Raw genomic sequence first — 14,359 nt, 5'->3', positions numbered from 1 at the left:
CCCTTTCGGTTCAGCCGACCAGCCGGCGCAGGACCGCCGAGGGCACCTCGCCGCCGGACTCCGGTTCGAGCGCGCGATGCAGCAGTAGCCCGTCCAGCGTGGCGAGCAGCACGGCGGCCGTGCCCTCGGCGTCGGCCACTCCGCGCTCCGCGAGCCAGCGGCCGAATCCGGTGCGCAGATCGGCGAGGAGTTCGCGGATGCCCTGGCGCAGAGTGTCATCGCGGGTCGCGGCCAGGTAGGCCTCGGCGAACAGCAGCGACATCGGGTCGGTGCCGGAGTACTCGCCGACCGACGCCAGCAGTGCGTCCACCGCGGCCGCGGGCGTCTCGGCGGTTTCCAGCGCCGGTTCGAAGGCGCCGGCGACTTCGCGCATCGCCCCCAGCACGGCTTCGCTCATCAGGGCCTGCAGCGAAGGGAAGTGATAGTGCACGACGCTCGGCGTGACACCCGCGCGTTCGGCCAGGATCCGGGTGCTGACCGCGGACCAGCCGAGTTCGGGCACCAGCGCGACCGCGGCTTCGAGCAACCGCCGCCGTGCGACCTGACCGCGTTCCGCAGCCGGAGAGCCTGCCACCGTCGCCTCCTAGGGCGTTCGTCCTGTACGACTGCCCTGATCGTATGCCCGATTGCGTCGAGCGCGCAAACTCGGTGGTCACGACCCGGTCCGCTGATCGAAAGCCGGCACGGCGCGGACCTCGACGTGGACAAAACGGCGGCATGCTGCACGTCGCCCTCCGCGAAGAACCCCGAAAATCCGGACGCGGCAAAAATGACCTCGTCCCGTATCGGCACCGTCGCGAGGCTTGCCCTTCCGAACCGTTGGAGGACACATGGTCTCGAAGCCCCGCGTCGCACTGGGAATGCTCGTTTTGGCCGCGCTGGCGGGCGGGCTCCTCGCGTTGCTCATCTCGCTCGACGTCGGCGCCTTCTGGGCCAAGACGCTGCCGCTCGTCTTCCTGGTCGGCGCGGCCACCTTCGCGCAGTCCCTCGGCTTGTTCAACAAGAAGCCGAAGAGCTAGGGACCGGTCCCCCTCGTTCGCCGCTACCGTCCCGTCCGTGACCGAGCTGGGCGCCTACGTCGAACGTTTCGAGACGAATTCGCGTAGCCGTGCGCTCCGCGGGGTGGCCGCGATCCTGATCGGCGCGCCGATCGCCGTCGTCGGGGTCATTTTCTTCGTACTGGGCCAGAAGGCCGGGGTGTCCGGCGGCGAGCTGTTCATCGGCGCCGTCGTCGGCTGCGGGCTCGGGCTGGCGCTGGTGGGCGCGTGGGGCTGCTGGCACGCCATCGGCAAACGGGACGAGACCTTCACCCTGTACGAACGCGGATTCGTGCACACGTGGGGAAAGTGCACCACCGTCGTACCGTGGACCGCGATCGAGGTGGCCATCGACCACACCAGGAAGAACATCGTCGCCAAGGCGCTCGGCGGCGACGTCGGCTGTCTCGTCAAGCTCACCGACGGCCGGAAGATCCTCATCAACGGGTTCACCCGGAACGCCGCCCTGTTGACCCGCACCATCTTCGAGGCCGTCGGCAGGCGTCCCGCCTGAAGCTCAGCGTGGATCAGACGCGCGGCGGCGCGAAAGTCCGGCGGTAGTCCTGCGGGGAAACACCGATCACCTTGTGGAAATGGTGGCGCAGCAGAGCTCCCGAGCCGAAGCCGCTGCGGCGCGCGACCTCGTCGATGCCCATCGCCGTCGCCTCCAGCAGGGACCGCGCGTGCAGCACCCGCTGCATGGAGAGCCATCGATGCGGCGTGGTGCCCGTTTCGGCGACGAACTTGCGGGCGAACGTGCGCTCGGACATCCGCGCGTGGCGGGCGAGGTCGGCGACGGGATGTTCGTGGTCGATGGTGTCGAGCATCCAGGTGAGCACCGGCTGAAGACTGTCGCCGGTGCACTCCGGGATCGGCACTTCGACGAACTGGCGCTGCCCGCCCTCCCGTTGCGGCGGCACCACCATGCGCCGGGCGATCGAGGTGGCGACGGCGGAGCCGAGTTCGCGCCGGACCAGATGCAGGCAAGCGTCGATACCGGCGGCCGTCCCCGCGCTGGTGATGATGTCGCCGTCGTCGACGAACAGGACGTCCGGGTCCAGCCGGGCCTGCGGGAACCGCTTGCGGAACCGGTCGCTGTGCCGCCAGTGGTTCGTGCACCGGCGCCCGTCGAGCAGTCCCGCGGCGCCCAGTACGAACGCGCCGGTGCAGACCGAAAGCAGGGTGGCGCCGCGCGCCGAAACCGCGCGGAGCGCTTCGAGCACCGCCGCCGGGTACTCGTCGCGCACGTCACAGGCGGGGACGACGACGAGGTCCGCGTCCTCGGTCGCTTCGAGGCCGTATTCCGGAGTCACCTTGACGCCGTGGCCGAGGCTGAGCGGCTCTCCCGCCCGCTCCCCGCACACGCGGAAGTCGAGCAGCGGCACTCCGTCGTCGGTCCGGTCGCAGCCGAAAACCTCGCAGACGACGCCGAACTCGAAGGCGGCGAAGTCGTCCAACAGCACTACAGCGACGCTTTTCAGCATGTCCGAAGCATAGCTGGCAGGATTTTGATGCACAACGACAGAACTGCCACTTCTGGCAGGATGTCGAGCGGCGCAAACTTACTGCCATGACCGCAATCATCGTCACCCTCGCCCTGATCGCCCTCGTCACCTACCTTCTGGAGCGCAACCACGTGCGGCAAGGCCGTCCGACCGCGTCCGGCGGAGACCCGCTCGGCCGTCCGTTCTGGAGGGGTGGCACCACCGTCTGAACCACGGGTGTCACGAGCGACACGTTCGTCGCCGGGACCGGCGTCGAGCTCCACATCCGCCGAGGTCAAACCCGCAATCGCCGGTTTAAACCTTTCCGCCCGTATTTTCTGCCGGTTACCAGTTTTCTGGTTAGGGTGCAGTGGTGCAAACGGGTTAACTCGGGCGGAAGGAGATCGCGCCGTTCATCGGCGCGGCTGAAACATGAGTTCGCAGGATGGCAAGCCAGCGGAAGAAGAGGTGGTCGCGGGGACCGCGACCGACCTCGCCAACGCACCGGACACGACAGGTCCGGGCCATCCGCCCGATGAGCACGTCCCCCTCGACCTCGCCGCCGACCGGCCCGCCGAGACCGACCGGACCGTTTTCGGCGTCGCCGCGGCCCTCGCGCTCGCGATCATCGTCTGGGGCGTGATTTCGCCGGACAGTCTCGCGAATGTCGCGTCGACCCTGCTGAACGACGCCGTGATCCCTTACGGCGGTTGGGCTTTCGTGCTCACCGCGAGCGGTTTCGTGCTGTTCGCGGTCTGCCTGGCGATCAGCCGCTACGGCCGGATCCCGCTGGGCGGGGACAAGGAACTGCCCGAATTCCGGACCTCGTCGTGGATCGCGATGATGTTCAGCGCCGGCATGGGCATCGGCCTGATGTTCTTCGGCGTGTACGAACCGGTCTCCCACCTCGCGAGCCCGCCTCCCGGCACCGCGGCCCCCAATTCCGACGAGGCCGTCCACACCGCGATGGCGACGACGTTGTTCCACTGGACCGTGCACCCGTGGGCGATCTACGCCGTCGTCGGCCTCGCGATCGCCTACAGCACCTTCCGGAAGGGCCGCAGCCAGCTGATCAGTTCGGTGTTCGCGCCGCTGATCGGCAAGCGCCGCACCGAAGGCCCGCTGGGCAAGGCGATCGACATCATGGCGATCTTCGCCACCCTGTTCGGTTCCGCCGCCTCGCTCGGCCTCGGCGCGCTGCAGGTCGGCGGTGGCATGGGTGCCGTCGGCTGGATCGACAACCCCGGCCGCGGCCTGCTGGTCGCGATCATCGCGATCCTCACCGTCGCGTTCATCGCTTCGGCGGTGTCCGGGGTGGCGAAGGGGATCCAGTGGCTGTCCAACATCAACATGGTGCTCGCCGCGGTGCTCGCGGTGTTCGTGCTGGTGGTCGGGCCGACCGTGCTGATCCTCAACATCGTGCCGGGCGCGATCGGCGACTACTTCCGTGAACTCGCGGAGATGTCCGGCCGCACCGGGATGACCGGCGGCGACGAGATGCAGACCTGGCTCGGTGGCTGGACGGTCTTCTACTGGGCGTGGTGGATCTCCTGGACGCCCTTCGTCGGCATGTTCATCGCGCGGATCTCCCGCGGCCGCACCATCCGGCAGTTCATCTTCGGTGTCATCGCGATCCCGAGTGTGGTGAGCCTGATCTGGTTCGCGATCTTCGGCGGCGCGGCGATCAGCAGGCAACGGGCCGGGACGGACATCGCGGGCGCGGGCAGCGCCGAATCGGCGACGTTCAAGCTGCTGGAAACGCTGCCGTGGTTCGTCCCGATCGCGATCCTGGTGATGCTCCTGGTGTCCATCTTCTTCGTCTCCGGCGCGGACGCGGCGTCGGTGGTGATGGGTACCCTCTCGCAGCGCGGGAGTGTGCATCCGAGCAAGAGCGTCGTCATCTTCTGGGGCGTGCTCATGGGCGCCGTCGCGGCGGTGATGCTGCTCGTCGGCGGGGACAAAGCGCTGACCGGCTTGCAGAATCTCACGATCCTGATCGCGGTGCCGTTCGTGTTCGTCATGGTCGGGTTGTGTGTATCGGTCTGGAAGGACCTGCGCAACGACCCGCTGATGAAGCAGGAAGACGCGATGATGCTGTCGCTGAAGGAACTGCACGAGGAACGCACCAACGGCCACCGCCGCCGCACTATCCTCGGCCGCTCGAAGCACCGCACCTGACCCCCAGGTAAGTACATGAAGGCCCCCATCCTTGCGCCTGGGTACAGGATGGGGGCCTTCATGTACTTCAGAGCGCCGCGAACTGGCCTGCCTTGTAGTCGCCGGCGGGCTGCCGGGTGATGACGTTCAGCCGGTTGAAGGCGTTGATGAGCGCGATCTGGGTCACCAGCGCCAAAAGCTGTTCGTCGTCGTAGTGCTTGGCGGCCGCTTCCCACGCCTCGTCGGTGACACCGGCGCTGTCGGCGATGCGGCAGCCCTGCTCGGTGAGTTCCAGCGCGGCGCGCTCGGCCTCGGTGAAAACCGTCGCCTCACGCCATGCCGCGACCAGATGCAGCCGGGTCGAAGTCTCCCCCGCCGCCGCGGCCTCCTTGGTGTGCATGTCCAGGCAGCCCGAGCAACCGTTGATCTGGCTGGCCCGGATGTTCACCAATTCCCTTGTCGTGGCGGGAAGTTCGGTGCTTTCGAGAACCTTTCCCGCCGAGACGAGGTGCTTCACCAGCTTCGGCGCGAGAGCGGTCTTGAAGAGTTCGAGTCGTGCCTGCATGGGATTCTCTCCTTCTCGTCTGTGTTCACTTACTTCGACGAGGGGGCCTCGAGAGAGGTAACACCCATGGCTTCGAGGAGACGCGGGTCACTCACGGATTCGATCGCGACGATGCGGCCGTCGACGACGGTGCACGCCATCACGCCGCCCAGCCTGCCGCGCTTGTCCCAGGTCACCACGCCGGGCTTGCCACCGACCAGCGCGGGGCGCATGGCCGCCACGGCGCGGGCGCCGCGCTGGACCCGCGTGGCCACGTCGGCCGCGCCCGACCTGACGACGACCCCGCGCGCCGTCTCCGAACGCCACGTCACGTCGGGGTCGAGCACCTGGATCAACCCGTCGAAGTCCCCTTCGCGCGCCGCCGCGAGGAAAGCGTCGACCACACCGCGCTGCCGCGACTCGTCGGCCGGACGTCGCCCCTGCACCTTTCGGCGGGCCCGGCTCGCGAGCATCTTGGCGGCGTCCGTCGATTTGCCGAGGATCTCGCCGACCTCGGTGAACGGGACCGCGAACAGGTCGTGCAGCACGAAGGCCAGCCGTTCGGCCGGGCCGAGGGTGTCGAGCACCACGAGCAGCGCCAGCCCGACCGACTCGGCGAGCAGCGCGTCTTCTTCGGGCGAGTCCTCGATGACCAGCATCTCGGGAGGCTCGTCGTAGGAGTCCTCGGGGCGGGTCTTGCGGGAGCGCAGGACGTCGATGCAGACGCGGCCGACGACGGTGGTCAGCCAGCCGGAGAGGTTGTCGATCGTGTCGGCGTCCTGGCGGGCCAGCCGCAGCCAGGCCTCCTGGACGGCGTCTTCGGCGTCCGCGCGCGAACCGAGCATCCGGTGGGCCACCGCCACCAGACGTCCGCGCTGCTCCTCGAACGCGCTGGCCAGAGCCTCACCGGTCATGTCGATACCTTTCTCGCGCCGATCCGTCATGGACATGACGAGAGCGGCGCGAGAAAGGTAACCGACGGCAGGAGGCAGGGACATCGGCGCCGTGCTTGGAGCCGTGACTCACGTGCTTGGAGCCGTGACTCGCGTGTTTGAAGGCGGAACTCGCGTGCTTAGAGACGTAACTCGCGTGTGCGGAGTCTGATCACGCGAGTTACGTCCCCAAGCACGCGAGTCACGTCGTCAAGCACGCGAGTTCCGTCTCCGAGCACGCATGTGCGGTGTCGCGTCACCCCGGCAGAAGCGAAGGGCGGGCACGAGAAGCGGTGCGGCCCGCAACCAGGGGACCAATTGCGGGCCGCGGGTGCTCAGACGTCCCGGATGGGCGTCTTCACGGTCTTCTTCATGCCGGGGTTCTTCGTCTCCGGCTTCTTCTGCGGTTCCGGCTCGACGGCGGGGCCGCCGATGCCGGAGTCGATCGCCGCCGTGACGATCAGGTTCCGCTCGTCGGACGAGATGACCTCGCCGTCGAGGAGTTCCTGCGTCACCGCCCGCACGTAGGTCACGAACTGGTCGTTCGACGAGTAGTCCGACTCGTCGTCGATCACGTCGTTGATCGTGCAGCCGTTGCCGGTGTCGCGGTTCTCGACCTGGCTGTCCGCCGAGCCGAGGATCACGGTGTCCCGGACGTCGGAGTCCGGGCAGGCGTCCGGGCCCGGCGGCGCGGCGACGATGGTGAACGCGCCGCCCTGTTCCGCCGAGACGTTGCCCGCCTTGTCCGAAGCCCGGTACGTCAGCGTGTGCGTGCCGAGCGCGGTCACCTTGACCGGCGCGGTGTACACCGTCCAGGCCCCGCCGTCCAGTTTGTACTCGATCTTGTCCACACCGGACCCGGTGTCCGTCGCGGTCAGGTTGATGGTCGCGTCCTCGATGTAGGACCAGCTTCCGTCCAGATCACCGCTCACCACCACGGAAACGACCGGCGCGGTGCTGTCGTCGCCTTCGACGATGGTGAACGTCGCCGTGCCTTCGGCCGAGACGTTGCCCGCCTTGTCGGTCGCCTTGTACGTCACCGTGTGCGCGCCGACGACGGTCAGCGCGAGCGGCGCCGAGTACGTCAGCCACGGGCCACCGTCCAATTTGTACTCGACCTTGCCGACCCCCGAACCGGCGTCGGTGGCCGTGAGGGTCACGGTCGCCTTGCCGACGTAGTTGCCGTCGGCGTTCTTGTTCCCGGTCACCTCGGACGTCACTGCCGGGGCGGTGGTGTCACTGCTGACGATCGTGAAGTGCGCCATGCCCTCGGGCGAGACGTTGCCCGCCTTGTCGGAAGCACGGTAGGAGACCATGTGCATGCCCGGCGCGGAAACCGCGACCAGAGCGGTGTACGCGGTCCACGCGCCTTCGTCCACTTTGTACTCGACCTTGTCGACGCCGGATCCGGCGTCGGTGGCGGTGAGCTTCACGGTGGCGGTGTCGAGGTAGTTCCCCGAACCGTCCTTGGTCCCCGTCACCTCGGCGGTCACCGTCGGCGGGGTCGTGTCACCGGGCTGGCCGGTGACGACGCTGAACGACGACATCCCTTCCGGCGAAACGTTCCCGGCCTTGTCGGTCGCCTTGTAGTGCACCATGTGCGAGCCCACGGCGTTGACCACCACGGGCGCGGTGTACGCGGCCCAGGCGCCGCCGTCGAGCTGGTACTCGACCTTGTCCACCCCGGACTGGCTGTCGGTGGCCGCCAGGTTCACCGTCGCGGAACCGACGTAGTTCCCGGCGGTGTCCTTGGTGCCGGTCACGTTCGCGGTCACGGTCGGCGGGGTGGTGTCGCCACCGCCGCCACCGGTGACGGTGAACTCGCCGACCATCTTGGTGTGCCCCTGGATCGTGCAGTGGAACCGGTACTTGCCAGGGGTCAGCGTCACGGTCGCTTCGTGCTCGCCGTTCTGCTCGTCGTAGGGGTTGGCGACGATGTTGAGAGTGACATCGTGGTTGTAGCCGGGGGTCTCGGTGTCGAACGTCAGCGTGTGCGACATCGTCGAGCCGAGGGCTTCGGTGTTCTTGAACAGGATCTTGGTCTCGCCCGCCACCGCGGTGGTCGGCGCGCTGAGGTAGTGGTCGGTGCTGTCGCCGGCGGTCCATTCCAGGGTCTGGACGGGGGCGGCGGAGGCGGGTGCGGACGAGCCCGGCAACACCAGGCCCGCCAGTGCGAGCGCCGCGGCCAGCAAGGCCACGACGAGAGTTCTTGGGGACATCGCAGGGAAACCTTCCGTACAGGGAGACCGGCCGGGCGCGAGGGAGGCCGCGCCCGGCCGGTTTTCGCGCTACAGCTGCCGCACCCGGATGTTGCGGAACTCCATCACGTCGTTGTCGCTGTGGTTCTGCAGACCGATGAACCCGCTGACGAACTGCCGGAAGTCGGTCGACGGGTCACCCGCGCGCGTGGACTGGATGCCCGGCGCGTTCTCGAACTCGTTGATCACGACACCGTTGCGGATGATCGTGTACTTCTGCCCGACGACCTTGACCTCGTACTCGTTCCAGGTCCCCTTCGGCTTCACGCCCGCCTGGTCCAGCGGCCGCGGGTCGAAGTTGTAGATCGACCCGGTCTTCTGCGGTTCACCGGTGGCCCCGTCGTACAGCTGGACCTCGTGCCCGCAGTAGATCGCGACCCAGGCCTGCGACGTCTTCGCCGAGCCGACCGTGCCGCAGCTGCCCGGCGGACGCTGCTCCAGCGGGGTGCGCGGATCCGGGAACCGGACGAACACACCGCTGTTGGCACTGCCGGTCGGCGCGATGTCCTTGAACTGCAGCTTCACCGAGAAGTTGCCGAACTGCCGCGCCGAGTACCACAGCATGCCCAGCCCACCCGACGGTCGCAGTGACCCGTCCGGCTGGATGGCGAACTGCCCGGACGGCGCCTGCGACCAGTTGCGGAACGACTCCGCCGTGCCGTCGTAGATCGCGTCGTAACCGGTGACGCCCTTGTTGCCGATGGGCGACGCGGCGGCCGCGGCGTTGATCTTGTCCGACTCGGCCGCGTTCAGTACGCCGAGATCGCCGAGGCGGTCCACGGCCTGGGTGACGTGGTTGACGAACCCGGCGTGGGAGGTCCACGTGCTCTCGTCGTCGATCATGTCGTCGACCGTGCACCCACCACCGGCGTTCCGGTTGGTCACCCCGGTGTCGGTGTCACCGATGGTCACCGTCGGGCTTCCGTCGGCCACGAGACACCCGATGCTGACCGAGTTCCGGGTGGTCACCGTCTCGCCGTCCGCGTAGGTCACGGTCAGCTTGGCGGTGTAGAGCCCGGTGCGCGGGTACGTGTGCTTCGGGTCGGGCTGCGTCGAGATCGTGCCGTCGCCGAACTCCCACTTGTAGGAGACGCCGCCGGACTTCGACCCGGTGAAGGCCGCGGTGAGCGGCTTGTTCTGCACCATGGTCGACGCCGCCGCCGCGGACGGGGTGGCCTCACCGCCGGTGTAGCTGATCTTCAGCAGCTTCTGGTTGTTGTTCACGGTGAAGAAGCCGCCGCCGTAGTCGAGCACGTACAGCGCGCCGTCCGGCCCGAACTTGGCGTCCATCCACTGGTTCAGCTTGGTGTCGCCACCACCGGTCGGGATGATCTGCCGCACGGTCTCGGCGAACACCGGCGGATCCTGCTTCGCGACGCCCGCCGGGTCGACGGTGACCGCGATCCGGTTCTGCCCGTTGCTCTGGTCACCGATGAACCACTTGTCGTTCCAGTACGAAGGCCACGCGACCCCGCTGTTGGCGTTGACCAGTTCGCGGTGGTACGTCGGCCCGGTCATGACCGCCTGGCCGCCGCCCTTGAGGTACGGCTGCGTGTAGGTGGCCTCGGCCGCGTTGTACGACGGGACGGAGCTGTTGGGACGGTTGGGGAACACCGGCCCGCCGCCGTCCGGCGAGTACCAGATCATGTTCTTCTTGATTGGCGGCAGGTTCACCAGGCCGGTGTTGCGCGGCGAGGTGTTGACCGGGTTGTCGCAGTCGTACCAGCCGGTGAGCACTCCGGCGTTGGTGCTGCTGCGGTCGCGATAGGGCTGCTTGTTGCCCATGCAGTACGGCCAGCCCTGGTTGCCCGCCTCGGTGATGATCGTGGCGGTCTCGTACTTGGCCGGGCCGAGTTCCGGGCTCGGCGAGGACGCGTCCGGACCGACCCACGCGGCGGTCAGCCAGTTGGTCTTCTTGTCGACTTGCAGACGCGAGATGTTCCGCACGCCCATCACGTAGATCTCGGGCCTGGTCTTGTCACCGGGGTCGTTCGCCTCGGGGAACAGGTTGCCTGCCGGGTTGGTGTAGGTACCGTCGGCCTCGGGGTGGATCCGCAGGATCTTGCCGTTGAGGTCGTTGGTGTTACCGGCGGTGCGGCGCGCGTCCTGGAACGAGACGCCCTTGTAGTCCTCGGTCCAGTTGTTGCCCGAGTACCCGTTGGAGCCCTGCGACGAGTTGCTGTCACCGGAACCGATGTAGAGGTTCCCGTCCTTGTCGAAGTCCATGCCGCCGCCGGCGTGGCAGCAGCTGTGGACCTGGACGTCCCACGACAGCAGGTCCTTGCGGGTCGCCTGGTCCAGCGTCTGGTTCTTCAGGTCGTAGGTGAACCGCGAGACCGTGCGCTTGCCGATCTGCTTGTCACGGTCGACCGACGCGTGCGGCATCCAGTAGGCGTACATGTAGCCGTTCTCGCTGAACTTCGGGTCCAGCACGAGACCGAGGAGGCCTTCCTCGTTCTTGACCAGTTCGTCGCCACTGCCGCGGTTGCCCATCACCTTGAGCGTGGTGAGCAGCTTCGGCTTCTTGGTGACCGGGTCCCACTGGTGGATCGTGCCGCAGCCGGCGCCGATCTCGGGGTTGGTCCAGTCGTTCGGCGAGGGCACCGTGTTGCCGGCGCAGGCCGCGCGGCCGATGTAGAAGACCCGGCCGTTCGGCGCGATGGTGAGCCCGTGCGGCTCGCCCATCTGGTCCAGCTGGCCCGCCTGGTTGATCCCGGACAGGCGTTCGACCTTGTAGTTGGCCGCGATCCCCGCCTTGCAGTCACCGCGCACCATGCCGGTGGTCCACTTCAGCGCGCCCAGGATGTGGCTGCGGAACTGGGCTTCGCCGTAGCTCGCCTCGGTCCGGCCCATCCCGGTGTAGAAGGAGCGGCCGCCGTCGTAGTCGCGGCACCACGAGACCGGGTGGAAGGCGCCGTTCGCGCCGACGCCCGGCTTGTAGGTCGATTCCTCGACCTGCGCCACGGTGTGGACGGTGCCGACCGGGTTGACCTCCCAGTTGAGCCACCGGTCCGTGCGGACCCATTTCTGCGGCAGCCCCGCCGTGGTGGGGTTCGCCTTGTCGAGGACGTCGACGGTGGCCTCGGCCGGAGCGGTCTCCGGCGGCGGCGGGGTGGTCGACTGGTCCTTGAACAGCTTGAAGTCGGCCAGCTGGGTGGCCGACTCACCGGCGTTGGCGGTGATGTTCAGCCGGTAGTTCGAGTAGGCCGTGGTGTTGGTGAAGGTGAAGGTCCGGCTCACGAACCGGTCGGCGAACGACTCGTTGGTGCGAGTGTCCAGATCGGTCCACGTGGTCCCGTCGTTGGAACCCTGCAGGGTCCAGTTCTTCGGGTCACGGCCGGCGTAGTCGTTCGCCGACACGAGCGCGTAGCTGCTCACCGCGACGGGCGCGGCCAGCTTGTAGGCGACCCAGGCGGCGTTCGTGAAAGCCAGCCACTTGGTGTTCTCGTTGTTGTCGGCCAGCTTCTCCTTGCCCTCGTTGGGCGCGTTCTCCGCGCTCGCGGTGACCGAGGCGACCGCTTCAGGCGTGGGACGCGCCCCCACCGGACGCGCGCCGATCAGGCCGGAGAACCACTGCGAGCCGTCCTGCGCCCGCGCGGCGTCCGACAGCCCGATGAAACCGCCGCCCGCCTTCATGTAGTTCTGCAGCGAGGTTTCCTGGTCGCGGTTGAGCGTGATGCCCTGCGCGGAAAGGAAGACGACGCCGCGGTACTTCGCGAGGTTGGCCCCGGTGAACACCGCGGGGTCCGAAGAGGACGACACGGAGATCCCGTTCGCCTGGCCCAGGCTTGCGATCGCGTCCGTGGCGCGCAAGACGGGGTCCTTCTGGTCCGCGGCGGTGCCGTGGAAGACCAGGACGTTGACCGGGACGTTCGTCGCGGCTTCGGCGGTCACCGGTGCGATGGCCAGCGGAAGCCCGGAGGTGACGACGGCGCCGACCGCCAGCGCGGCCAGTGACCGTCTGCGAAGACGGCGTTGCGAAAAGACTCGTCTCAAGTTCTCGCTCCTTTCGAAGACTAGTGGTGAGAGTGGGCCGAAGCGCCGGTGGCGTCCGGCTTGGCCGCCGTGGTTCCGTGCTGATGTCCCTTGAAGCGGTCGATCGCCTCCTGGGCGCCCGCGGGCATCCCGCCGTCGGCGTTGCGGACCAGGAACACCCCGGACATGCCGTCGTCCGAGTGCTGCTGGACGTGGCAGTGGTACATCCACGCGCCCGGCCCGACGCCGTCACCGGCGATCACCTGGAACCCGAAGGAGTTGCCGGGGTCCAGGGTCTTGTTGTCGAGGATCGGGGCGTTGTCGGTCGCGCTGGTGAGCATGCCGGTGCGGGTGTCCGCCCAGCGGTGCGCGTGCAGGTGGAAGGTGTGCATCAGGTTGCCGTGCCCGATGCAGATGAACTCGACGCGTTCGCCGAGGTTCGCCTCGAAGATCGGGGTGTTCGGGGCGACCTGGTGGTTGATCCACATTTCGGTGAACACCACGGTGAACTGCTTGCTGGGCAGCAGATCCCCGCGTTTGCGCACGATCAGGCCGCCGTAGAGGCCCTTCATCAGGCCCACGGTGCCGTGGTCGCCGCCGAACGCGTGGTCGTGGTAGTGCCAGTACCCCGCGCTGCCGGGCATCCAGAAACCGTTGGCCGCCTGGTAAGCCGTCCGCGTCTTCCAGGTGTAGGTCTTGGTCTCGTACGGCTTGTTGAAGGAATCGTTGAACGGCGAGCCGTCCGATTTGGTGTCGTAGTTGACGCCGTGCGGGTGGATCGAAAGCCGCTGGTCGGTGTTGTTGACCAGTTCGATCACCAGCGTGTCGCCCTCGTAGCACTCCAGGAGTGGGCCGGGGATCGTCGGCTTTCCGGGTTCGAGCCCGTAACCGACACGGGTCGAGCCGGGAACGTAGTCGGCGTACACGGTGATGTTGCGGGTCATCCCCGCCGCCGCGGCCGGTGCCGAACCGGCGCTCGCCGCCACCACGACCGGGGCGATGACCCCGGCCGCGGTGCCCGCGAGCATCGATCTGCGGGACAGCCCGCGTTTGTTCTTGTCCATTGTGGATTCCCCAGCTAGAAGCGGACGTTACGGAGATAGGTGAATCCGGTCTGGGCGGTGCTCAGGGGATCCGTGGGGTTGTCGTGCTCGACGATGTACTCGTGCAGATGCGGCCGGGTGCAGCCGAAGATGCGGGGGAAGTCGATGACGCCCTTGCCGGGGTCGACCATCTTGCCGTCCGCGGTCCGGTCCTTCACGTGGTACTGCACCACGCGCGGGAAGTGCTGGCGGTACAGCGAAACCGGGTCGACGCCGCCTTCCACCGCCCAGAACAGGTCGATCTCCAGGTGCACGTAACGCGGGTTGGTGCCCCTGGTGAGCACGTCGTACGGGCGCACGCCGTCGATGGCCGCGAACTCGTGCGCGTGGTTGTGGTACCCGAGCGGGATCCCCGCCTGGCGGAACTTCCGGGCCGCCGTGTCGAGGCGTCCGGCGAACTGCTTCCAGCCGTCGATGGTGTCGAAGGCCGCGAACGGCACATTGGCACGGGTGTTCCCGAGGACCTTCGCGTCGGCGATGGTCTTGTCGAGGTCCCCGTCGATGCCGACGTGCGTGGACGTCGCCTTGATGTGGTTCTTGTCCAGCAGACCGCGGAACTCCTGCGCCGTCCGGCCGTAGGTGCCGGCCAGTTCGACCTTCCGGTAGCCGATGTCCGCCAGCGCGGACAGGGTTCCCGGCAGATCGGCCTGCAACGCGGTGCGCAGAGAGTAGAGCTGGATGCTGATCTTGTCCACCGGGACCCGGCCGCGACCGTGACTGTGGCCTTGGGCCTCTGCCTGGGGAGCCGCGTTCGCGAGGCCCGGCAGGGCTACCGCCGCGCCGACCGCGACCGCCGCCGTCGCGGCGCCCCGGAGTAGCGACCGTCGAGAGTGGAACCGCTCAGCTTCTTCACCGCACATGAAACCGCC

At 67.8% G+C, this 14,359-nt stretch carries 12 protein-coding genes; 4 read left to right on the top strand and 8 right to left on the bottom strand.

Going from position 1 to position 14,359, the window contains the following annotated elements; translation table 11 throughout:
- Positions 1-10: 10 nt before the first annotated feature.
- Positions 11-574 carry a TetR/AcrR family transcriptional regulator gene (locus tag AMYAL_RS0125090; RefSeq protein WP_026467419.1) on the bottom strand — a complete coding sequence of 188 codons (564 nt, stop codon included), beginning with the start codon at positions 572-574 and terminating at the stop codon, positions 11-13.
- A gap of 256 nt (positions 575-830) precedes the next feature.
- On the opposite strand from AMYAL_RS0125090, the gene AMYAL_RS0125085 reads away from it, so the two are divergent.
- Together AMYAL_RS0125085 and AMYAL_RS0125080 are read left to right on the top strand one after the other, a co-directional pair.
- Entirely contained in the window at positions 831-1,019 is a 189-nt protein-coding gene (locus AMYAL_RS0125085; protein WP_020634015.1) for a hypothetical protein, read from the top strand.
- 37 nt (positions 1,020-1,056) lie between these two features.
- The gene (locus AMYAL_RS0125080; protein WP_020634014.1) at positions 1,057-1,551 is read left to right on the top strand and encodes a hypothetical protein; all 495 of its coding nucleotides are present in this window, start codon (positions 1,057-1,059) and stop codon (positions 1,549-1,551) included.
- Positions 1,552-1,564: 13 nt separating this feature from the next.
- Here the strand turns inward: AMYAL_RS0125080 and AMYAL_RS0125075 are convergent, their stop codons facing one another.
- Complete coding sequence (locus tag AMYAL_RS0125075; RefSeq protein WP_026467418.1) at positions 1,565-2,521, bottom strand: GlxA family transcriptional regulator; 957 nt, start codon at positions 2,519-2,521, stop codon at positions 1,565-1,567.
- A gap of 86 nt (positions 2,522-2,607) precedes the next feature.
- Between AMYAL_RS0125075 and AMYAL_RS49925 the strand changes: the two genes are divergently transcribed.
- Complete coding sequence (locus AMYAL_RS49925) at positions 2,608-2,751, top strand: hypothetical protein (protein ID WP_020634012.1); 144 nt, start codon at positions 2,608-2,610, stop codon at positions 2,749-2,751.
- Positions 2,752-2,953: 202 nt separating this feature from the next.
- Entirely contained in the window at positions 2,954-4,699 is a 1,746-nt protein-coding gene (locus AMYAL_RS0125065; RefSeq protein WP_020634011.1) for a BCCT family transporter, read from the top strand.
- A gap of 67 nt (positions 4,700-4,766) precedes the next feature.
- Here AMYAL_RS0125065 and AMYAL_RS0125060 read toward each other — a convergent pair whose 3' ends face one another.
- The 6 genes from AMYAL_RS0125060 to AMYAL_RS0125035 form a co-directional block, all read right to left on the bottom strand.
- Positions 4,767-5,243 (bottom strand): carboxymuconolactone decarboxylase family protein, encoded by a 477-nt coding sequence (locus tag AMYAL_RS0125060; protein WP_020634010.1) that lies wholly within the window; start codon positions 5,241-5,243, stop codon positions 4,767-4,769.
- A 29-nt stretch (positions 5,244-5,272) separates the two neighbouring features.
- Positions 5,273-6,136, bottom strand: coding sequence for a sigma-70 family RNA polymerase sigma factor (locus AMYAL_RS0125055; RefSeq protein WP_020634009.1), 864 nt, complete (start codon positions 6,134-6,136; stop codon positions 5,273-5,275).
- A gap of 353 nt (positions 6,137-6,489) precedes the next feature.
- Entirely contained in the window at positions 6,490-8,373 is a 1,884-nt protein-coding gene (locus AMYAL_RS0125050; protein ID WP_026467417.1) for an OmpL47-type beta-barrel domain-containing protein, read from the bottom strand.
- Positions 8,374-8,442: 69 nt separating this feature from the next.
- Positions 8,443-12,408 carry a ThuA domain-containing protein gene (locus AMYAL_RS0125045; RefSeq protein WP_020634007.1) on the bottom strand — a complete coding sequence of 1,322 codons (3,966 nt, stop codon included), beginning with the start codon at positions 12,406-12,408 and terminating at the stop codon, positions 8,443-8,445.
- Between the two features lie 20 nt (positions 12,409-12,428).
- The gene (locus tag AMYAL_RS0125040) at positions 12,429-13,451 is read right to left on the bottom strand and encodes a multicopper oxidase domain-containing protein (RefSeq protein WP_020634006.1); all 1,023 of its coding nucleotides are present in this window, start codon (positions 13,449-13,451) and stop codon (positions 12,429-12,431) included.
- Between the two features lie 14 nt (positions 13,452-13,465).
- Complete coding sequence (locus AMYAL_RS0125035) at positions 13,466-14,350, bottom strand: sugar phosphate isomerase/epimerase family protein (protein ID WP_026467416.1); 885 nt, start codon at positions 14,348-14,350, stop codon at positions 13,466-13,468.
- Positions 14,351-14,359: the final 9 nt, after the last annotated feature.

Source organism: Amycolatopsis alba DSM 44262 (assembly GCF_000384215.1).
In the GTDB taxonomy this organism is placed as follows: Bacteria; Actinomycetota; Actinomycetes; order Mycobacteriales; family Pseudonocardiaceae; genus Amycolatopsis; species Amycolatopsis alba.
The sequence above is the reverse complement of the archived record's forward strand: the minus strand, read 5'-3'. Positions and strand labels throughout refer to the sequence as shown.